Origin of the sequence: Streptomyces yangpuensis (assembly GCF_024666385.1) — a bacterium.
Classification (GTDB): Bacteria; Actinomycetota; Actinomycetes; order Streptomycetales; family Streptomycetaceae; genus Streptomyces; species Streptomyces yangpuensis.
Genome location: NZ_CP102514.1, coordinates 4778369 through 4797530 on the forward strand (window position 1 = coordinate 4778369; position 19162 = coordinate 4797530).

At 71.7% G+C, this 19162-nt stretch carries 16 protein-coding genes; 11 read left to right on the forward strand and 5 right to left on the reverse strand.

Going from position 1 to position 19162, the window contains the following annotated elements; all coding sequences use genetic code 11:
* Nucleotides 1–91 precede the first annotated feature (91 nt).
* Entirely contained in the window at nucleotides 92–2017 is a 1926-nt protein-coding gene (locus NRK68_RS22060; RefSeq protein ID WP_257856513.1) for a serine hydrolase domain-containing protein, read from the reverse strand.
* 176 nt (nucleotides 2018–2193) lie between these two features.
* Here NRK68_RS22060 and NRK68_RS22065 point away from each other — a divergent pair, with 176 nt between their 5' ends.
* The 5 genes from NRK68_RS22065 to NRK68_RS22085 all read left to right on the forward strand — a co-directional run bounded on the left by NRK68_RS22065 (nucleotide 2194) and on the right by NRK68_RS22085 (nucleotide 5812).
* On the forward strand, nucleotides 2194–3441 hold the full coding sequence (locus NRK68_RS22065) for a sensor histidine kinase (RefSeq protein WP_220819096.1): 1248 nt from the start codon (nucleotides 2194–2196) through the stop codon (nucleotides 3439–3441).
* A complete protein-coding gene (locus tag NRK68_RS22070; protein ID WP_183067152.1) occupies nucleotides 3426–4070 on the forward strand; it encodes a LuxR C-terminal-related transcriptional regulator in 645 nt (214 codons plus the stop codon). The genes NRK68_RS22065 and NRK68_RS22070 overlap by 16 nt, the downstream gene beginning before the upstream one ends.
* Before the next feature lie 117 nt (nucleotides 4071–4187).
* Nucleotides 4188–4796: an HdeD family acid-resistance protein gene (locus NRK68_RS22075; protein WP_183067153.1), complete on the forward strand. Its 609-nt coding sequence runs from the start codon at nucleotides 4188–4190 to the stop codon at nucleotides 4794–4796.
* A 69-nt stretch (nucleotides 4797–4865) separates the two neighbouring features.
* On the forward strand, nucleotides 4866–5246 hold the full coding sequence (locus tag NRK68_RS22080) for a PadR family transcriptional regulator (protein ID WP_257856514.1): 381 nt from the start codon (nucleotides 4866–4868) through the stop codon (nucleotides 5244–5246).
* Nucleotides 5243–5812, forward strand: a complete 570-nt coding sequence (locus NRK68_RS22085; protein ID WP_257856516.1) for a hypothetical protein — start codon at nucleotides 5243–5245, stop codon at nucleotides 5810–5812. The genes NRK68_RS22080 and NRK68_RS22085 overlap by 4 nt, the downstream gene beginning before the upstream one ends.
* Before the next feature lie 30 nt (nucleotides 5813–5842).
* Here the strand turns inward: NRK68_RS22085 and NRK68_RS22090 are convergent, their stop codons facing one another.
* The gene (locus NRK68_RS22090) at nucleotides 5843–6913 is read right to left on the reverse strand and encodes an SMP-30/gluconolactonase/LRE family protein (RefSeq protein WP_183067156.1); all 1071 of its coding nucleotides are present in this window, start codon (nucleotides 6911–6913) and stop codon (nucleotides 5843–5845) included.
* Between the two features lie 89 nt (nucleotides 6914–7002).
* Here NRK68_RS22090 and NRK68_RS22095 point away from each other — a divergent pair, with 89 nt between their 5' ends.
* From NRK68_RS22095 to NRK68_RS22110, 4 genes are all read left to right on the forward strand, one after another.
* Nucleotides 7003–7440, forward strand: a complete 438-nt coding sequence (locus NRK68_RS22095) for a MarR family winged helix-turn-helix transcriptional regulator (protein WP_183067157.1) — start codon at nucleotides 7003–7005, stop codon at nucleotides 7438–7440.
* Nucleotides 7441–7782: 342 nt separating this feature from the next.
* Entirely contained in the window at nucleotides 7783–8859 is a 1077-nt protein-coding gene (locus tag NRK68_RS22100; protein WP_308296342.1) for an alpha/beta hydrolase, read from the forward strand.
* Between the two features lie 1991 nt (nucleotides 8860–10850).
* The gene (locus NRK68_RS22105) at nucleotides 10851–11903 is read left to right on the forward strand and encodes an alpha/beta hydrolase (protein ID WP_257856518.1); all 1053 of its coding nucleotides are present in this window, start codon (nucleotides 10851–10853) and stop codon (nucleotides 11901–11903) included.
* On the forward strand, nucleotides 11900–12691 hold the full coding sequence (locus tag NRK68_RS22110; protein ID WP_183067159.1) for a trypsin-like serine peptidase: 792 nt from the start codon (nucleotides 11900–11902) through the stop codon (nucleotides 12689–12691). The genes NRK68_RS22105 and NRK68_RS22110 overlap by 4 nt, the downstream gene beginning before the upstream one ends.
* 36 nt (nucleotides 12692–12727) lie before the next feature.
* Here NRK68_RS22110 and NRK68_RS22115 read toward each other — a convergent pair whose 3' ends face one another.
* From NRK68_RS22115 to NRK68_RS22125, 3 genes are all read right to left on the reverse strand, one after another.
* Nucleotides 12728–13744 (reverse strand): EamA family transporter, encoded by a 1017-nt coding sequence (locus NRK68_RS22115; RefSeq protein WP_257856519.1) that lies wholly within the window; start codon nucleotides 13742–13744, stop codon nucleotides 12728–12730.
* A gap of 44 nt (nucleotides 13745–13788) precedes the next feature.
* Nucleotides 13789–14607 carry an isocitrate lyase/PEP mutase family protein gene (locus NRK68_RS22120; RefSeq protein ID WP_183067161.1) on the reverse strand — a complete coding sequence of 273 codons (819 nt, stop codon included), beginning with the start codon at nucleotides 14605–14607 and terminating at the stop codon, nucleotides 13789–13791.
* A 226-nt stretch (nucleotides 14608–14833) separates the two neighbouring features.
* Nucleotides 14834–15946 (reverse strand): threonine synthase, encoded by a 1113-nt coding sequence (locus tag NRK68_RS22125; RefSeq protein WP_183067162.1) that lies wholly within the window; start codon nucleotides 15944–15946, stop codon nucleotides 14834–14836.
* A 201-nt stretch (nucleotides 15947–16147) separates the two neighbouring features.
* Here NRK68_RS22125 and NRK68_RS22130 point away from each other — a divergent pair, with 201 nt between their 5' ends.
* Both NRK68_RS22130 and NRK68_RS22135 read left to right on the forward strand, forming a co-directional pair.
* Nucleotides 16148–17722: a S8 family peptidase gene (locus NRK68_RS22130; protein WP_308296246.1), complete on the forward strand. Its 1575-nt coding sequence runs from the start codon at nucleotides 16148–16150 to the stop codon at nucleotides 17720–17722.
* 160 nt (nucleotides 17723–17882) lie between these two features.
* Nucleotides 17883–19073, forward strand: a complete 1191-nt coding sequence (locus NRK68_RS22135; protein WP_257856520.1) for a DUF4190 domain-containing protein — start codon at nucleotides 17883–17885, stop codon at nucleotides 19071–19073.
* Nucleotides 19074–19162 lie beyond the last annotated feature (89 nt).

Below are 19162 nucleotides of genomic sequence, written 5' to 3' on the forward strand. Positions count from 1 at the left end.
AACGATCGTGACCCCTATACCGCGGGGCAGCCGCCCCCCGGGCCGACTCCTTCGGATCCTGCCGGCCCCGGCAGGATCCGACAGGGACGGTCTAACCCACCAGCCGGTACGAGGCGCACACCCCGAGGAAGATCAGTGCGGCCAGCGTGCTGCACGAGTAGTGGAGCCGGCCGGACAGGTGCCACCAGCGCCGCCGCCAGGAAAGGAACGCGCACACGACCATGGCGCCCGTGGTCGCGAGCGCGATGCCGGTCAGGGCCGGTACCGCGGTCAGGAGCGGCGAGTCACCCACGATGATCGTGCGGTTGAGGGCATTGGGGTCGGCGGACAGCAGCAGGAAGCAGACCGTCGCCGCGGTGATCAGCGCGCCGGACGTCCACAGCAGCAGCTTGGCGGCGCGCGCCCCGGCCGGCGCACCCGGCGAGCGGCGGCGCAGCAGGGCGAGCACCGGCAGCGCGAGTACCGTCAGGGCGAGGAACGCGAGCGAGCCGAGCAGCACCCGCTGGTGCAGCGTGGGGGAGAGGTACCAGGGCAGCCGCTCGTACGCGACGGAGACCTCGGAGGCGACGGAGAGGCGACCGTCACGGAAGGCGATCCGGTCCTCGCCGCCCTCCTCCTGGAAGAGCCCCGGGCTCAGCTGCACCCAGTGACGCTCGCTCACGTCCGGGTCGCGCGACAGCCCCGTGGTGGTCAGCGTCGCCCCTGCGCCCGCGCTCACCCGCACCGAACCGGTCAGCGCGCTGACCCGGGTCAGCTCCGAGGAACTGGTGCGCGTGGAACGGTAGTCGCCCTCGTACTGCCCGACATCGGCGAGCGACGTGGAGCGCCGCACGGCGGCGGGCCCACCGAAGTGGTCGGCGACGAGGTCGGCCAGCTCCTGCCCCGCATAGGTGGCGCGCCCGTTCTCGCCGTCGCCGTTGTAGACGACGTACACCGCGGCGTTCCGCTCGGGCAGCAGTGCCAGATTGCCGTGGAAGCCGGGCAGGTCGCCGTCCTTGACCAGCATCCGCTGCCCGCCGCGGACGCGCTCCTCGAGGATGTAACCGAGGCCGGGCAGCCGGTCGTCATTGCCGAACTGCCGTGCCAGCAGAGCGGAGTCGGAGCGTTCGGTCAGGATCGGACCACCGCCGCCGAGCAGGGCGCGCAGCAGCTCCCCCATGTCCGCCGCCGTGGTGACGGCGCCGGCGCCGGTCGGGGACCAGTCGCCGTACTGACCGTCCTGGACGCGCTGGTGCCCGCCGTCCGGGCGGTGACCGCGGGCGAGGTCCGCCTCGATCGCCGGGGTGTGCGGCTGCGCGAAGCTCGTACGGTTCATGCCGAGGGGCCGCAGGATCGACTGGTCCACGTACGCGGCGAAGGGGGTGCCCGTCACCGTCTCGACGAGGTGACCGGCGAGCGCCACACCGTAGTTGTCGTAGCTCGCGACCCCGCCCGGCGGGCGCACCCGGCGCGGCTGGTGGTCGGCGAGGCTCTCGCCGAGCGGGCGCACGTCCTCGGGCCGGGTGGCGGCCCGCCCGATGATGTTGTTGTCGAAACCCGCCGTGTGCGTGAGGAGATCGCGTACGGTCACCGGGTGCCCCGGATACGTGTCCTTCACCTTGAAGGCGGAGAGGTAGCGGTTGACGTCGGATCCCAGGTCCAGACGCCCCCGCTCGACCTGCTGAAGGACCGCGATCGCCGTGAACAGCTTGGCGTCGGAGGCCATGAAGAAGCCGGTGCGCCGGGGATCCACCGGTGTCCCCGAGGTGGCGTCCGCGACGCCGTACCCCTGGGTGAGGACCGGCTCGCCGTTCTCGACGACCACCACGGAGGCGCCGGGGATGCGGTAGTCGGTGAGCTGCCGGCGCACGAGGGCGTCGACCGCCCCCGAAAGCAGGGCCGGTTCGGACGGCCCGGCCGCGGAGCGGGCCCCCGTCCGGTGTGCCGGCCCCGCCCAGGCGGCGCTGGTGCCACCCGCCAGGAGCAGCAGGACACACAGCGGAAGGAGCAGGAGCCGCAGTCGCAGTCGCATCGTCATGTATACAGTCAAGTCGCCACGACAGCGCCGAAACAGACACCTCGGTGGCGTCCGAGGGGGGACCTGGGTACACCACCGCACACGGCACACACGTCCCGTGCGTGGTGGGCCGACGCCGAGAAGACTAGGGACATCACCACGGCAGCGTGCCGTGCGCAGAGGGGAATGGGACGATCGTGAACAACCTGGATGTACGTACCGGCTTCCGCTCCCTCGGCAGAGGGCTGCCCGTTCTCTTCCTCGCGATCGGGGAACTCGTCCTGTTCTGCCTCTTCGTGACGGCGGTCTCCCTGATCGGCATCGGCCTGGGCGTCCTGCTCGTCCCGGCGCTCGCCGTCGCCGTACGGGCCGTGGTGAACAACTCCCGCAGGACCGCGGCACGGTGGTCGGGCCGCGCGGTCGAGGAGCCGTACCTTCCCGCGCCCGCCGCCGAGCCGGGTCTCAAGGGACAGTGGCAGCGCACGCACTGGGTGCTGACCGACCCGGCGACCTGGCGGGACCTCGCGTGGATGCTGGTCAACCCGGTGGTGGGGGTGGTGCTCGCGCTGTTGCCGCTCGTCCTCGTCGTCGGCGGACTCGGCGGCATGCTGATGCCGGCGATCTACCGGCCCATCGCCGACGCCGGCGAGAACTACTACCTGTGGGTCGAGATCAGCGACCTGACCTCCGCCTGGTACGCCGCCGCCCTCGGCCTCGTGACCCTGCTCGCCGGTCTCGCCGCCGGCCCCGCGCTGCTGCGCGCCCATGCCTCCCTGGCCCGTACGCTGCTCACCCCGACGCGCACCGCCGAGCGCGTCCGCCGCCTCACCGACAGCCGCAGCGACGCCGTCAACAGCTCCGCGGCCGAACTGCGCCGCATCGAGCGGGACCTGCACGACGGCGCGCAGGCCCGTCTGGTGGCCCTCGGGATGAATCTCGGCGTCGCCGAGCAGCTGCTCGCCAAGGACCCGGAAGCCGTACGCGCCATCCTGGCCGACACCCGCAAGGCCTCCGCCGCCGCGCTGACCGAGCTGCGCGACCTCGTCCGCGGCATCCACCCGCCGGTGCTCGCCGACCGGGGCCTCGCGGACGCGGTGCGCGCCCTGGCCCTGGACAGCCCGCTCGACGTCACCGTCAACGCCGACCTGACCGGCCGGCTGGAGGCGCCCGTCGAGTCCGCGATGTACTTCGCGGTCGCCGAAGCCCTCACCAACGCCGCCAAGCACGCCTCGCCGACGACCGTGAGCATCGACATCTGGCACGAGGGCGGCGCGCTGCGCAGCCAGGTCGTCGACGACGGCCAGGGCGGCGCGGACCCCTCGCGCGGCACCGGGCTGCGCGGCATCGAACGCCGCCTGGCCGCCTTCGACGGGCTCCTCGCGATCAACAGCAAGCCGGGCGGACCGACCACCCTCACCATGGAGCTGCCGTGCGCGTTGTCCTAGCCGAAGACCTGTTCCTGCTGCGGGACGGTCTGGTCCGCCTGCTGGAGTCGTACGACTTCGAGGTGGTCGCCGCCGTGGACAACGGGCCCGGACTGCTCCAGGCCCTCCTCGACCACAAGCCGGACGTCGCCGTCGTCGACGTCCGGCTCCCGCCGACGTTCACCGACGAGGGACTGCGGGCCGCCCTGGAGGCCCGGCGCCAGGTCCCCGGCCTGCCGGTCCTGGTCCTCTCCCAGTACGTGGAGCAGCTCTACGCCCGCGAACTCCTCGCCGACGGCAGCGGGGGCATCGGCTACCTGCTCAAGGACCGGGTCTTCGACCCCGACGGCTTCGTGGACGCGGTCCGCCGTGTCGCGTCCGGCGGCACCGCCATGGACCCCGACGTCGTCGCCAAGCTCTTCGCCAAGGAGTTCCACCGCGACGGCCCCCTCTCCCGCCTCACCCCACGCGAGCGCGAGGTGCTCGGCCTGATGGCCGAGGGCCGCTCGAACGCCGCGATCGCCCAGGAACTGGTGATCACCGAACGCGCGGTCATCAAGCACACGTCGAACATCTTCGCCAAGCTCGACCTGCCCCCGTCGGATGCGGACAACCGGAGGGTGCTCGCGGTCATCGCGTACCTCAAGTGAGACGGCGGTCGCCCAGGGCCTGAGTCCGGGAACCCGCGGCGCCGGCCAGGGCCGCGGGTTTGGATGTATCAGCATAAAATGGGCGTAAAGGTACTCCAGGTGAGTCCGGGAGGTGTGATGTCCGTACATCCCGACGCGGCACCGCAGCGCACGCAGCATGACCCCGAAGACACGCTCAACCAGCTCGGGAGTTCGTGGCACTGGGCGCTCGGCGTCGCCCTCGCCACCCTGATCCCGGGCATCCTCGTGCTCGTCTGGCCCGACGAGACGCTGCACATCCTGGCCGTGATCATCGGCCTGCAGCTCCTGGTGGCGGGTGGGTTCCGCTTCGTCGGGGCCTTCTCGCACAGCAACGACGCCGGCGGCAGCAGGCTGGCGAGCGTGCTGATCGCGATCCTGGCCTTCCTGGCCGGCGTCCTCGTGCTGCGCCATCCGATGCAGACGATCGGTGCGCTGTCCCTGATCGTCGGAGTGTTCTGGCTGATCACAGGGCTGCTCACGACCTACGTCGCCATCGCCGACCGCCTCCTCCTCCATCGAGGTCTGCTTTTCGGCCTGGGCGCGCTCGGCACCGTCGCCGGAATCGTCGTGCTCTGCTTCCCGGTGGACTCCGCGGTCGCCCTGACCCGGCTGCTCGGACTGTGGCTCGTGCTGCTCGGCGTGTTCGAAGTGGTGATGGCCCTGGTCATGCGTTCCGCCACCCGCCGGGTCGCCGCGTCCAGGTAGGCCGGCCGTCTGCCGTCTCCTCCCATGTTGTCTTGCGGTACAAGATAGTCGGCCACTATCTTGTACCGCATGACAACGGGGCCGCAGACGACCGGTGATCAACGGCGCAGTCAGCTCCTGCGCGGAGTGCTCGACCTCTGCCTGCTGTCCCTGATCGCCGAACGGCCCAGGTACGGCTTCGAGTTCGCCGAGGCGCTCGCCGCCGGCGGGCTGGAGCTCGTCAGCGACGGCAGCATCTATCCGCTGCTCGCCCGGATGGAGCGGGCGGGGCTCATCTCCTCGTACCGCGCCCCGTCCCCGACCGGCGGCGCCCCGCGCAAGTACTACCGGCTGACCGAAGCGGGCCAGGCCGAACTCGGCCGCGGCCGCGCCGACTGGCACGCCTTCGCCGGGTCCGTCGGCCGTATCCTCACCGCCACCACGCCATCCACGGGGGAGACCACGCCATGACGAACGCGCAGATACTCGCCGCCTGCCGCAGCAACTGGGAGTACCGCGGGATTGACGACGCGTCCCTGCGGGAGATGCTCGACGAGCTCTCCGCGCACCTGGAGGACGCGGAGGCCGCGGGCCGCACCGGGCGGGACGTCGTCGGCCACGACGTACGCACCTTCGCCGCGGCCTGGGCCCGGGCGCGGGCGCCGCTCCCGCGCCGCGTGCTGCGCATGGCCTGCCTGGGCAGCTTCATGCTCGGCTGCCTCCTGCTGGTGGTGTGCCTGAGCCGGTGGACCACCGAGACGGCCGTGACCCCCGGCAAGATCGCCTTTTGGGCGGTCCTCGGCGTGGCCACGGTCGTCTGGGAGCTGCGGCGGGGCAGCCTGGGCATGCTCCGGAGCTGGGCGATCGGCCTCTGTGTCGCCCTGCCCGTAGCCCTCCTGACCGCCCGGCTGGCGGGTGAGGCTCCGGTGTTCACGGCGCCGTTGTGGGTGGCGCCGCTCCTGCTGCTGCCCGGGCTGCCGTACGCCGTCGCCGACATGCGGGCCCGTAGGAACGCCGCCGCCGCCGTCCAGGCCTGACGGCGGGGGCGCGGGTAGGGTCCCGGGCCGTCAGAGGCCGCGTACCGAGGCCACCGTGAAGGTGGTCGGGGTGCCCTCGCCGGGGTGCATCGGGCCGCCCTTGTCGAACTGCGAGCGGACCACCAGGGTGCGGCCCGGGACGCGTGCCAGGGTCGTGGGGATCTGCAGGGACGGGTCCGTGATCGTACGGGTCAGCCGGGCGCGGGTGCCGTCCGCGCCGAGCTGCCAGCGGGTCAGCGTGTTGGTGGTGTTGTGCGCCACGCGCAGGGTCCCGTCCGGGGCCAGGTCGAGGCCGTCGGCGGCCTTCATGTCACCGCCGGTGAGGGTGACCCGGCGGACGGCCCCCGTACGCAGGTCCACGCGGTAGAGGTCGCCGGTCGGCATGTCCACGGTGAGGAGATAGCGGCCCGTGCGGTCGGAGGTGATGCCGTTGAGGCTGAATCCCCCGGCCGGGCGGGGATGCAGGGCCGGAGTGAGGTCGAAGGCCTCGGTCAGGACACCGCTGCCGGAGGCCAGTTGCCGCGGGGTCACGCGGTAGATCACGCCGCGGATGCTGTCCGTCAGGTACGCGGTGCCGTCCGGGGTGATGGTCAGGTCGTTCACGAAGCGTGCGGAGGTCCCCGAGGCCACTTCGAAGTGGGCCAGCCGGGTCCCGGTCACGGTGTCGTAGACGGCCACGCCCTTGGTCGAGTCCGTGACCCACAGCCGGCCGCGGGCGTCGACCCGCAGGCCGTTGGCCGTGCGGCGGCCATCGGTACCGGCGGGCAGGAACACCTCGGCCTCGGACCGGCCGGGCCGGGCCCGGTAGACCGTGCCGTCCGCGTACGAGCCGACGTAGACCGTGTGCGTGCGCGGATCCGCGGCGATGCCCTCCGGGTAGACCTTCGCGCCGGGCAGCGAGAAGGCGGTGGATATCCGGGGCTCGCCCGACGGGCCCGCGGTCTGGGCCGCCGCCGGAGCCGGCCCCGCCGCCCCGAGGGCGAGCACCCCGGCCACGGCCGCGACCAGCAACGGCCGCGTGGCCTTCTTCTGCTTCTTCTGCTTCTTCAGCGTGGTCGTCGCCCCTGCCTTCGTCTCCGCCTGCGTCGTCTGCCGCGTCATCGCATCCCCCACTGAACGTCCTCTACTGACTGAGTGAAGGCGAATCTATGTTAGAGCTCTAATGTATGCAAGGGTCATAGGATGCCGACATGACCTCCATGGCCCCCGAGGAGCGCATCGGCTCTCATGTGAAGCGCGCCGAGCAGGCACTTCTCGCGGCGAAGAACGCGGCCTGCAAGCCGGCCGCCGTAACGGTTCCGCAGTACGCCGCGCTGCTCTGGCTGGCCGAGAAGCCCGGCATCTCGGCCGCCGCGCTCGCCCGCCTGTGCGGGGTGACGCCGCCGACCATGAACACCGTCCTGAAGAACCTCCACGAACGCGGGCTCATCGAGCGGACCCCGCACGAGTGGCACCGCAACGTGCTGGAGACCCGGCTCACCGACGAGGGGCGCGCGGTCATGGAACTCGCGGACGCGGGCGCGGTGCGCGTGGAACGGGCGCTCGCCGCCGCATTCACCGAGGAGGAGCGGGAGTTGCTCATCGAGCTGCTCGGGCGGTGCGCGGAGGTGCTCGACGCCCAGCGGTGAGGTCGCGCCCGTGCACGCATCGCCGTATGTTTTTTGCTCGAATTTGGAACTGTGCGGGTGGTTTGCTCATCAGGACTTAGGGGAGACAAGCCGTTCTGCCCTCGGGGGCAGTCAAGACCGTTCGGAGCGAAGTTCGTGCACCAGTACCCGCAGCGCCCGCGGCCTGATGACCAGCAGTCGTACCAGGACCACCCGCCCCAGGGGCAGGGCGGCCACCAGCAGTACCAGCACCCGCAGCAGCCTCAGCGCGCGGAGCACCAGCAGCACCAGCAGCACCCGCAGCACCAGTCGTACGAGGCGCCGTACGGCTACCCGCCCGCCCCGGCCGGGCACCCGCACGACATCGAGCCCCCGCAGCCCAAGCGGTCCCGGCGCCGAATATGGATCAGCGCCGTGGTCGCCCTCGCGCTGCTCCTCGGCGGCGGTGGGTTCGCCGCCTGGAAGCTCGACTGGTTCTCGGGCAACGGCGAGGCCGTGACCTTCGGCAAGAACCCGCCGCCGGCCGAGGGCACGTCGGACGCGGGCTCGCCGTCGGCCGAGGCCAAGCCCTCCGGCGACCCGGACGTGCTCATGCCGACCGGTCCGAGGTCGGACTTCAAGCAGACCGCCAAGCTCGACGACGGCACGATCATCGCCAAGACCCGCGTCGCGGGCGCGAAGTCGGGCTTCGAGGGCGACGTGTGGGTGTGGGCCCCCAAGCAGTACGACGACCCGAAGTACGCCAAGAGCGGCTTCCCGGTCCTCATCGCGCTCCCGGGCGGCAACGGCTTCCCGAACAACTACTGGGCCGACACCAGCCTCGGCCTGCAGAAGGCCATCAACGAGGGCGTCAAGGCGGGCACCAGCCTCCCGTACATCGTGATCATGCCGGTGCTCAACCCGGACGCCAAGTACTACTACGACGGCTCCGACATCCCCGGCCAGGCCAAGATGGGAACCTGGATCGCCGAGGACGTCCCGGCCTTCGCCAAGGCCAACTTCCGTACGTACAAGTCCCGTGACGGCTGGGCCTTCATGGGCTCCTCCTCGGGCGCGTTCGTCGGCATGAAGACGGTCCTCCAGCACCCGGACAAGTTCAAGGCCGTCATCGCCAGCGGTGGCGAGATCGTCCCCGACTCCCCGCTGTGGAAGGGCCACCAGGCGGAGATGGACGCGAACAACCCCGAGAAGCTCGCCCAGAAGCTGATCGACACCAAGGGTCCCGAGGTCTACATCAACTTCCAGATCGGCACCAAGGAGTCCGGGAAGGAGCGGATGACGAAGTTCCAGCAGCAGTACGGCAAGGGGCCGATCAAGACCACCATCCGCGACATCCAGAACGGTGAGCACAACGGCTGGCACTACGTCCGGGGCATGAAGGAAGGCTCCCTGGAATGGGTCAGCAAGGTCCTGAAGGCGCCGAAGCCGGAAGCGGGCTGAGCCGGGCGGTACGTACGGGGGCACGCGCGGGCGGGCCCCCACCTCCGCGGCCCCGCCCAGCGGGCCGGTGGCTGCCCACCCACCTCAGGACCGCGGCACGGCCGGAGCCCGGCGCGAGCCGACGGGGCGGCGCGGGGAAGCGGTGCGGTGCCCGCGCGGGGCGGTGGCGTGAGGCGCGGCGGTTGCGCGGGGCGCGGCCGGAAGGCGCGGCGGGTGTAGGGGAAGCGGCGGTTCGCGCGGGGCGGTGGCGTGAGGCGCGGCGGGCAGGGGGAAGCGGCGGCTGCGCGGGGCAGCGGGGGATCGCGAAGCGGGGGTAGGGAAAAGCGGCGGCTGCGCGGGGCGGTGGTGTGAGGCGCGGGGACGGTTTCGGAGAGCGGCGGCGACGCGGGGCCTTGGCCAGTGACGGTATGGGGGTTTTCCGTCAGTCCCATCGTCTCTCCGTGTCGTGCCGGTCCCTCAAGGGCGCTCCCTCCGGTCGCGTCGCTTCGCGAGGGCCTTCGGCCCCCCTTGACCGACCGTCCCGCCCCGGAAATCCGAAAGACTGCCGGGAAACCCCCAAAAGGACGGGCCGGGGGGAGCAAGACACCTAAGGGGCGGTGCCCTGCGCGGGCGAAGCCCGGTGCGCCCCCAATCGCTACGCGCTCCTGCCCGACGGCGTCTGCGAGCCCCTTGGGCTGGACATAAGCCGCCACAGATCGCTACGCGCTCCCGTCGGGCGGCGTCTGCGAGCCCCTTGGGTCGGTCATAGGCCGCCCAAATGCGCTACGCGCTCCTGCCGGGAGGCGTCTGCGAGTCCCTGTGGCTGGTCATAGGCCGCCCAAATTCGCTACGCGCTTCACGGAGACGGCGTCTGCGGGCCCTTGGGGCTGGTCCTAAGCCGCCCACATTCGCTACCCGTTTCTCGATCGCGCGACTGCGAGTCTCTGTGGTCGGTCATGGGCCGCCATCGAGCATCACACGCTCCTCCGAGGCGGCGTCCGCCCCAGTCTGGGGTTGATCGGGGCGAACGAGAGGCCCGAAAGGCCAATCCATCGGCTCAGCCGAACTCAATCCCCGTCAGGGCCTCCTTGAGATCCCATCCCCCCGCCCAGATGGGGGTAATTAGGGCATATTGACGCCTCTTTGAAGCGCCCACCCTCCCAGGCCCGGATTGGGTTCGTCTCAGCCGTCATCCGGCGCCTTTCCGCCCCGCGACGGCCTCCAGGCGCCGTCCCTGGGAGGCGATTCCGGCCTCTGCGGCCTATGACCGGCCCCAGACGGTCTGCGGACGCGTGATTGAGAAGCGCGTAGCGATCGATGGCGGCCTATGACCAGCCACAGGGACTCGCGGACGCCGTCAGGCAGGAGCGCGTAGCGAATGTGGGCGGCTTATGACCAGCCCAAGAGGCTCGCAGTCGCCGTCAGGCAGGAGCGCGTAGCGATTTGGGGCGCTCCGGGCTTCGCCCGCGCGGCGCACCGCCTCGCCTGTGTCTTTCTGCTCCCGGCCCGTTCCTTTGGGGGTTTCCCGGCAGTCTTTCGGATTTCCGGGGCGGGACGGTCGGTCAAGGGTGGAGCGCAGCGACATCGCGAAGCGACGCGACGAAGGAGCGCCCTTGACGGACCGGCCCAAACCGGAGAGACGATGGGACTGACGGAAAACCCCCATACGCGTCACTGGCCAAGGCCCCGCGTCGCCGCCGCTCTCCGAAACCGTCCCCGCGCCTCACACCACCGCCCCGCGCAGCCGCCGCTTTTCCCTACCCCCGCTTCGCGATCCCCCGCTGCCCCGCCGCACCACCGCTCCCGCACCCCCGCCCCGCCTTCCGCCCGCCCCCGCCCCGGTGCGTGGTGCTCGCCACGTCACCCCCGTCTCAGGCAACCCGGGCCGTCGTTCATACCTCTGTAAGGGGTGTAAGGGGGACCGAGCGGTCCGGCCCGCGCTCCGAGGTGAGCGCCGGAGAAGGAACGGGACAACAAGCGTGCAGCATGACCAGCAAGGCGATGGCAGCCCCATGACCACGGGACGCCGCCGCCCCACCCGCCGGCGCCTGCTTCTGATCAGCGGCGGTCTGGCGCTCGCCCTCGCCGGGGGCGGAGCAGCGTACAAGTTCGGCCTCTTCTCGGACATAGGGGATCCGGTCTCCTTCGGCAAGGTCCAGGTGCAGGAGAAGACGGCCACCGCCTCCGAGGCGCTGCCGGAGGTGCTCATGCCGACGGGGCCGGCGGCTTCGTTCGTCCGCACCAGCCGGCTCCCCGACGGCACCCAGATCGGCAAGGCCACCCTCACCGGCAAGAAGTCCGGCTTCACGGGTGACGTGTGGGTGTGGGTACCGAAGGAGTACGACGACCCGAAGTACGCCAAGAGCGGCTTCCCGGTCCTGATCTCCCTTCCCGGCGGCCGCGGCTACCCCACGAACTACTGGGGCACGGGCCCCGGCCTCGGTCTCCAGCAGGCCGTCGCCGACGGGGCCAAGTCGGGCAAGAGCCTGCCCTTCATCCTGATCATGCCGGTGACCAACGCGGACACGAAGCACCACTTCGACGGCTCTGACATCCCCGGCCAGCCCAAGATGGGCACCTGGATGGCCGATGACGTCCCCGATTTCGCGAAGGCCAATTTCCGCACCTTCACCTCCCGCGACGGGTGGGCCTTCATGGGCTCGTCGGCCGGCGGATTCAACGGCTTCAAGCAGCTCCTGAAGTACCCCGACCGGTTCAAGGCGGCCATCGCGAGCGGGACCGACATCGTCCCCGACTCCCCGCTGTGGAACGGGAACACGCAGGCCATGGACGCGAACAACCCCGAGAAGCTCGCCGCGAAGCTGATCGACGCGGGCGGTCCCGAGGTCTACATCAACTTCCAGATCGGGACCAAGGAGACCGGCCGCGAGCAGGCCGAGAAGTTCATGAAGGAGTACGGCAAGGGCCCCGTGCACACTTCCCTCCAGGTGATCCAGGATGGTGAGCACAACGGAAAGTCGTATGTGCGCGGCATGAGGGAGGGCTCCCTGGAGTGGATCAGCAAGGTGATGAAGGGACCGACACCCGATCCCGGCGTGCGATGAGCACGGTGGTGAAGGGAACATCGGCGGCCGCCGCCGCGGGTATCGCGGCGGTGTGCGCCGTGGCCTTCATGAAGGCCCCCGGCGAGCGTCCGGTGCTCCCCTTCCCCACCGTCGGCGTGCTCATGGCGGGCGGCGAGCACTGGTGCACCGCGAGCGTCGTCGACAGCCCGAAGGGCAATGTCGTCGCCACCGCCGCGCACTGCGTCGCCCCCGCCGGCGAGGACGGTCAGCCGGGTGAGGTGGCCCACGACGGCCTGGCCATCGGCGAGCTCTCCTTCGCCCCCGCCTTCTCCGGCGAGGGCGACGGCACCCAGCCCCTGGGGGTGTGGAAGGTCAAGGCGATCCACGTCGACGACCGCTGGACCAAGTGGGGCGAGGACACGGCCGACTTCGCCTTCCTCACCGTCGAGCCGGACGAGGACGGGCGCAGCGTGCAGGAGGCCGTCGGCGGCCGCGCCGAGGCGCCGCGGCCCGAATGGACCTCCGGCTACGAACGGGACGTCACCGTCGTCGGCTACCCGGAGTCCGAGCACAACCCGGAGAACAGGCCCGTTTCCTGTACGACGCAGACCCGCCACGACGATGACGACCCCGACATGCTCTACATGAGCTGCGCGGGCTTCTGGACGGGCACCAGCGGCAGCCCCTGGATCGCCGACCGGGGCGGGGCGGATCCCGCCGGGCACCTCATCGGGGTGCTGAGCGGCGGGGACACCGATGTGGACTCCACGGCCGCGCTGTTCGACGAGCGTGCGAAGGCTTTGTACGAGCGGGCCGCGCGGGACTGAGCGCCTGCGCCGCCGCCACTTGTTCCTGCGCCGCCGCTATTTCTTCCGCCGTTCCGTGCTGACGATCACGACGACCGCCGCCACGACGATGGCACCGCCGACCACGATCGGCCAGGTCAGGGCCTCGTCGAGGATCAGTGCGCCGAGTGCGACGGCGACGACGGGGTTGACGTACGCGTACGTGGCCACCAGCGACAGCGGTGCGGCCTGGAGGAGCCATACGTACGCGGTGAAGCCGACGAGCGAGCCGAAGAGGACCAGATAGCCCAGGGCCAGCCAGGAGGCGGTGGAGAAGGCCGTCGGGTCCAGACCGCGGTGCTCGCCGCGCATCAGGCCGACGATCACGCCCGCGACGCCGCCCGCGAGCATCTGGTAGGCACTGCCCGTGAACGGGTTGCCGGGCAGGGACAGCTTCGATGCCGAGAAGGAGCCCAGCGACCACAGCATCGACGCGGCCACCACCAGCAGCACCCCCGACAGCCGTACGGTGCCGCTCAGTCCGGGGCTGGTCAGTACCGCGAGACCTGCGAGGCCGACGAGCACCCCGGCCAGGGTGCGGCCCGGGGGCCGGTCCCCGGTGGCCGCGCGCAGCACCACCACCCACATGGGTACCGCCGCCACCAGCAGTGCGGCCAGGCCGGACGGTACGGAGGTCTCGGCGAGCACGACCAGGCCGTTGCCGCCGAGGACCAGCAGCAGGCCGACCAGGACCGCCGAGCCGACCTGCGCCCGGGTGGCCCGGAGCGCGGCCGTACCGTGCCGCCAGGCGACCACGGCGGCGAGCAGCAGGCCGGCGGTGATGAAGCGGGCCCCGGCGGAGAGGAAGGGCGGCATCGTCTCGACGACGATCCGGATGCCGAGGTAGGTCGAACCCCACACGACGTAGACCAGGGCCAGCGCGGTCCACACCGCGCCGGTGATTCTGCCGGGCGCGGTGGGCGTGGGCCCGCCGTCCACCGGGATCGGGTCCGAGCCCGGGATCGGGTCCGAGCCAGGGGCCGGGTCCGAGGCCGGTGTCGCGGGCGGGGGCGAGTCCGGCTTTGAGGTGCTCATGCCCGGATCCTATGGTCGTTGGCCCATGCAGGCATCTGGGTGTCTCAGTCCTTGAGCAGGTTGTTCAGCTCGCCGTACGGGAGCGCGTGTGCGAGCGCGCCGTAGGTCCCGTCGGCGATCAGCTCCTCGGCGGCGCGCCGGACCACGGCGTACGCGGCTTCGGCCACCCAGGAGCCGAGGCTGACGCGGCAGACGCCGAGGTCGCCGAGGGCGGCGACGGTCGGGGCGTCGGGACCGAGCAGGATGTTGAGCGGGGCGTCGATGCCCTTGGCCAGCTCGGCCACGACGGCCGGGTCGAGGACACCGGGCACGAAGACGCCGGTGGCGCCCGCCCGGACGTAGGCGGCGGCGCGGGCGAGGGTCTCGTCGAGGCGCGCCTCGGGCTCGCCGAGGCCCTTGAGGTAGGTGTCGACCCGGGCGTTGATGTAGAGCGGGACCCCGGCGGCGTCGGCCGCGGCGCGGGCGGCCGCCAGGTGTTCGGTCTGTTCGGCGGGGTCGCGGGTGCCGTCCTCGATGTTGATCCCGACCGCACCGGCGGCGATGACGCCGGTGACGGTCTCGCCGACGGCGTCCGGGTCGGCGCCGAAGCCGCCCTCGATGTCGGCGGTGACGGGGACGGACACGGCGGCCGCCACCCGGGCGATCAGGTCGAGGGCGCGGTCGCGGGCGAGCGCGTCGCCGTCCGGCGAGCCGAGGGACCAGGCGACGCCCGCGCTGGTGGTGGCGACGGCGGGGGCGCCGGTTGCCTCCACGATGCGGGCACTGGCGACGTCCCAGGCGTTCGCGAGGGCGAGGGGAGCGGTGGGGGTGTGCAGCGCGGTGAACGCGGTGGCTTTGGCGGCGAGGCCGACGTGGGTGCTCATGGGGTCAGTTGACCAGAGCTCGACGGGTGCGGGCTCGCGGATTTCCGACCTCTGTGTCTGCCCTAAGGGGGTGCTGTCGTGTGGTGCGGGTGCGGCGCCGTTGCGGGGGGCGTTGCCCCCGGGGACCCCGCGCCTCAAACGCCGGCGGGGGCGGCGGGGCTGGAGGGTGCGGTGGGGCTGGGGTGTGCACGGGGGTCGGGGGAGCGGGGACGGATGACGGGTGGGGTCAAGGGGCCAGGCCGGCTTTCGCGCCTGCGCCGCAGAGGGGGATCACTGCTGTGCGGCCCTGCAAGGGGTCGGTGATGGAGGAGGGCCCCACCGCGGCCCAGCAGGCGGCGGCCGTCGGTTCCACGAACAGGCCGCGCCGGGCCAGGTCCCGCTGGGCCTCGCGCAGCCGGGCGTCCGGGACCGTCACGAAGGTGCCGCCGGACGCGCGGACCGCGGCCAGGATCTGGCGGGCGCGCGGTGGCGCCGGGATCGCGATCCCCTCGGCCAGGGTGGGCCGCTGGTCCACCGGCGCGGCATCCTCCGCGCCCGCCGCGAACGCCTCCGCCAGCGGGGCCACCGCTTCCGACTGGACCGCGATCAGGGCGGGCGGCCTGACGCCGCGTCGGGCCAGCTCCTGCGTCGCCAGCGCGGCGCCGAGCAGCAGGGTGCCGTTGCCCACCGGCACCACCAGCGCCTCGGGGAGCCGTCGGCCCATCTCCTCCCACACCTCGTACACGTAGGTCTTGGTCCCGTGCAGGAAGTACGGGTTGAAGACGTGACTGGCGTAGAAGACGCCGGGGGCGTCCGCCTCCTTGCGGGCGGCCAGGGCCGCGGCCTCGCGGCCGCCCGGGATCACGCGGACGACCGCCCCGTGCGCCCGCATCTGTTCGGTTTTCTTATCCGATGTCCCCTCCGGTACGAAGATTTCGCAGTCGAGCCCGGCCCGTGCGCAGTACGCCGCCACCGACGTGCCCGCGTTGCCGCTGCTGTCCGCCACGACGCGCTGCGGTGCCAGCCGCCGGGCGAGTTCCACGAGCATCACGGCGCCCCGGTCCTTGAAGGACAGCGTCGGCATCAGGAAGTCGAGCTTGGCGTGGATCCGTTCCCCCAGCGGGATCAGCGGAGTGTGACCCTCCGCCAGGGAGAGGGAGAACGCCCCCGGCAGCGGCAGCACCGGCCCGTACCGCCACAGCGAATTCGGTCCGGCGGACGGGTCGAGCTCCGCGTCCGGGTCCGGCGTGAAATCGAGGTCCCAGGGCCCGCCGCACAGAGGGCACCCCCAGGGAGCGGTCCGGACGTCGGCGCGTGTACCGTCCTCGGAGCAGACGTAACCGGGGGGTGCGTGCGTCATGTGCAGAGCGCCTTTGCTCGGTCATGGCCGGTGTATGGCACGGATGTTACGCGTTCGTCCGTCCTCCTGAGGGTCCCGCCGAGGGCGGGTCGGCCTTTCGGGGGCGACCGCCCGGCGGGCCGTACGCATGGGCATGGCCACATGTGCGACGAGGCCCCGCTGCGCCCCCCGCAGTGCACCACCTAGGAGGAGGACCGTCACGTGCCAGTGATGCGTCATACGCGCCGGAAGATCACCGGCATCAGCGCGACCGCGGTCGTGGCCCTCGCGCTGGGCGCGGCCGTCGCGCTGCCCGCCTCGGCCGCCGGCAGCGGTGCGCGGGGCGTGGTCCAGAACGCCGGGGCCCCCGGTTCCGTGCCCAACAGCTACATCGTGACCCTGAAGGACACCGCGCCCCGGTCGACCACGGTGAGCGGCAAGCTCGTCGCGAAGAAGTACGGCGCGAAGATCGACCGGACCTACAGCGCGGCTCTCAACGGCTACTCGGTGGAGCTGTCGCAGGCGCAGGCCGAGAAGCTCGCCGCCGACCCGGCGGTCCAGTCGGTCGTGCAGAACCGCACCTTCACCGTCAGCGCCGTCCAGCCGTCCCCGCCGTCCTGGGGCCTGGACCGCGTCGACCAGCGGACGCTGCCGCTGAACCAGAGCTACACCTACCCGGACAAGGCGGGCGAGGGCGTCACCGCGTACGTCATCGACACCGGTGTCCGCATCACGCACGAGGACTTCGGCGGCCGTGCCACCTACGGCTACGACGCCATCGACAACGACACCACCGCCCAGGACGGTCACGGCCACGGCACGCACGTCGCCGGTACCGTCGCGGGTGACTCGTACGGCGTGGCCAAGAAGGCCAAGATCGTCGGCGTCCGCGTCCTCGACAACACCGGCACCGGCACGACCGCCCAGGTCGTCGCGGGCATCGACTGGGTGACCCGCAACGCCGTCAAGCCGGCCGTCGCCAACATGTCGCTCGGCGGCGGCGCGGACACCGCGCTCGACACGGCCGTCCGCAACTCCATAGCCTCCGGCATCACCTACGCCGTGGCCGCGGGCAACGAGTCGCAGAACGCCTCCACCAAGTCCCCGGCGCGCGTCGCCGAGGCCATCACCGTCGGTGCCACCACCAGCTCCGACGCCCGGGCGAGCTACTCCAACTACGGCCCCGCCCTGGACATCTTCGCCCCTGGCTCCGCCATCACCTCCGCGTGGAGCACGGGCGACTACGCGATGAACACCATCAACGGCACCTCGATGGCCACGCCGCACGTCGCCGGCGCTGCCGCCGTGTACCTCTCGCAGAACCCGGCCAGCACCCCGGCCCAGGTGGCGACGGCACTGATCGGGTCCTCCACCCCGAATCTGGTCACGAACCCCGGCACCGGTTCGCCGAACCGTCTGCTGCACGTCACCGCCCTGGGCCCCGTCCCGCCGGGCAAGCGCTTCGAGAACACCACCGACCACGCGATCGGCGACCAGGCGACCGTCGAGTCCCCGATCGCCGTCAGCGGTGTCGTCGGCAACGCCCCGACGACGCTGAAGGTCCCGGTCGACATCAAGCACACCTACATCGGTGACCTGAGGGTCGACCTGATCGCGCCCGACGGCAGCGTCTACAACCTGCACAACCGCTCCGGCGGCAGTGCCGACAACATCGTCAGGACCTTCACCGTGAACGCCTCCTCCGAGGCGGCACCGAACGGCACGTGGAAGCTCCGGGTCCACGACAACGCCAACGGCGACACCGGGAAGCTCGACTCGTGGGCGCTCCAGTTCTGAGGAACGGGCCGCCGGCGATGACCGGGCCATGAGATGACAGCGGGGGCGACCGAGTGACGGTCGCCCCCGCTGCGTACTATTCGCGCATCCGTTCGCGCCCCCCCGTGGTGCCTCCTGGTGCCCCGCGATGCCACTGCCACCTGCGATGGAGTCCGACCCCTTGAGCATCCCGCCGAGTCCTCCTCCCGGACCGGGCCACTCCTGGCCGCCGCCGTCACCGCAGCCGGGGTGGGGATGGGCGCCACCGCTCGACCAGGGGCCGCAGCCGCCGGCGCTCAACGGCTTCGCCCTCGCCTCGCTCCTCTCCGGCCTGCTGTGCTTCCCGCCGCTCGGCGTCGCCTTCGGTATCGCGGCCCTCGTGCAGATCGCCAAGAAGGGGGACCGGGGCAGGGTCCTGGCGATCACGGGACTCGTGGTGTCCGTCGTCATGACCGGCGTGATGGTCTTCGCGGTCGGCCGTTTCGTGGAGGGGGTCGGCAGCCGGTTCCCGGCGCCGGCCGAGTACACCGAGGTCGAGGGCGAGCTCAGGGACCTCGACGACCTGAAGGCGGGCGACTGCTTCAACGTCCCCGGCGGCGACCTGTTCGACGAGCGGCCCCTGATGTACGCGGTCGACTGTGCGCAGGTGCACCACGGCGAGGTGACCGCGGCGAAGACGGCGGGCACCGTGGACGACCCCGATTCGGAGATGGCCGACCGGGCGTCGGAGGACACCTGCTGGAAGGCGCAGGACGAGTACGCGATGGACACCTGGGCCCTGCCCGAGTTCGCGGAGATGTTCTACTACGCGCCCTCGCGCGAGTCCTGGCTGCAGGGGGACCGGCTGCTGCTCTGCGTGATCGGCACGACGGAGGAGGAGTGGCGCGGCAGCCTCCGCCGGGACGCCGCGATGCTGAAGCCGGAGCAGGCGGCCTTCCTGCGGGCGGCCAACGGCGTCGAGTTCGTCATGAGCCGGCCGCCCGAGGAGGACGCGGCGGACGCGCTGCAGAAGCACCAGACGTGGGCGCGCGAGATGTACGCGGCGCTGGGCGAGGAGGCGAAGGTCCTGCAGCAGGACGCGACCCGGCCCGGGCTGGAGACGGCCCTGCCGGCGCAGCTCAAGGAGATCGAGGTGGCCCGCGCGGCCTGGCAGCGCGCCTCCCAGGCACGGACGGGGGGCGAGTTCGACCGGTGGTGGGACCGGGCCGTCGCCGCGATGTCCCTGGAGACGGAGAAGGCGCTGCGCGGCGCGTACGGGCTGTCGACGGAGATTCCGCAGTGGCTGGAGGACAACCAGCGCAGCTCGGAGGAGGCGGAGTCGGAGGAGTCGGAGGACGGTGCCGGCGGGAAGCCCTCGTCCGGGGCGGTGTGAGGTCGGCGCGAGGGCGGGGCGAAGGCGCCGGGGTAACGCGCGGTAACGGGTTTGAGTGACCTGGCTTCATCACTTCGGGTGAAACTCTG

Coding starts and splice junctions, on each gene's coding strand:
- NRK68_RS22060 (WP_257856513.1), bottom strand. CDS start 2,017: ATGACGATGCGACTGCGACTGCGGCTCCTGCTCCTTCCGCTGTGTGTC.
- NRK68_RS22075 (WP_183067153.1), top strand. CDS start 4,188: ATGTCCGTACATCCCGACGCGGCACCGCAGCGCACGCAGCATGACCCC.
- NRK68_RS22080 (WP_257856514.1), top strand. CDS start 4,866: ATGACAACGGGGCCGCAGACGACCGGTGATCAACGGCGCAGTCAGCTC.
- NRK68_RS22085 (WP_257856516.1), top strand. CDS start 5,243: ATGACGAACGCGCAGATACTCGCCGCCTGCCGCAGCAACTGGGAGTAC.
- NRK68_RS22090 (WP_183067156.1), bottom strand. CDS start 6,913: ATGACGCGGCAGACGACGCAGGCGGAGACGAAGGCAGGGGCGACGACC.
- NRK68_RS22095 (WP_183067157.1), top strand. CDS start 7,003: ATGACCTCCATGGCCCCCGAGGAGCGCATCGGCTCTCATGTGAAGCGC.
- NRK68_RS22105 (WP_257856518.1), top strand. CDS start 10,851: ATGACCACGGGACGCCGCCGCCCCACCCGCCGGCGCCTGCTTCTGATC.
- NRK68_RS22110 (WP_183067159.1), top strand. CDS start 11,900: ATGAGCACGGTGGTGAAGGGAACATCGGCGGCCGCCGCCGCGGGTATC.
- NRK68_RS22115 (WP_257856519.1), bottom strand. CDS start 13,744: ATGAGCACCTCAAAGCCGGACTCGCCCCCGCCCGCGACACCGGCCTCG.
- NRK68_RS22120 (WP_183067161.1), bottom strand. CDS start 14,607: ATGAGCACCCACGTCGGCCTCGCCGCCAAAGCCACCGCGTTCACCGCG.
- NRK68_RS22125 (WP_183067162.1), bottom strand. CDS start 15,946: ATGACGCACGCACCCCCCGGTTACGTCTGCTCCGAGGACGGTACACGC.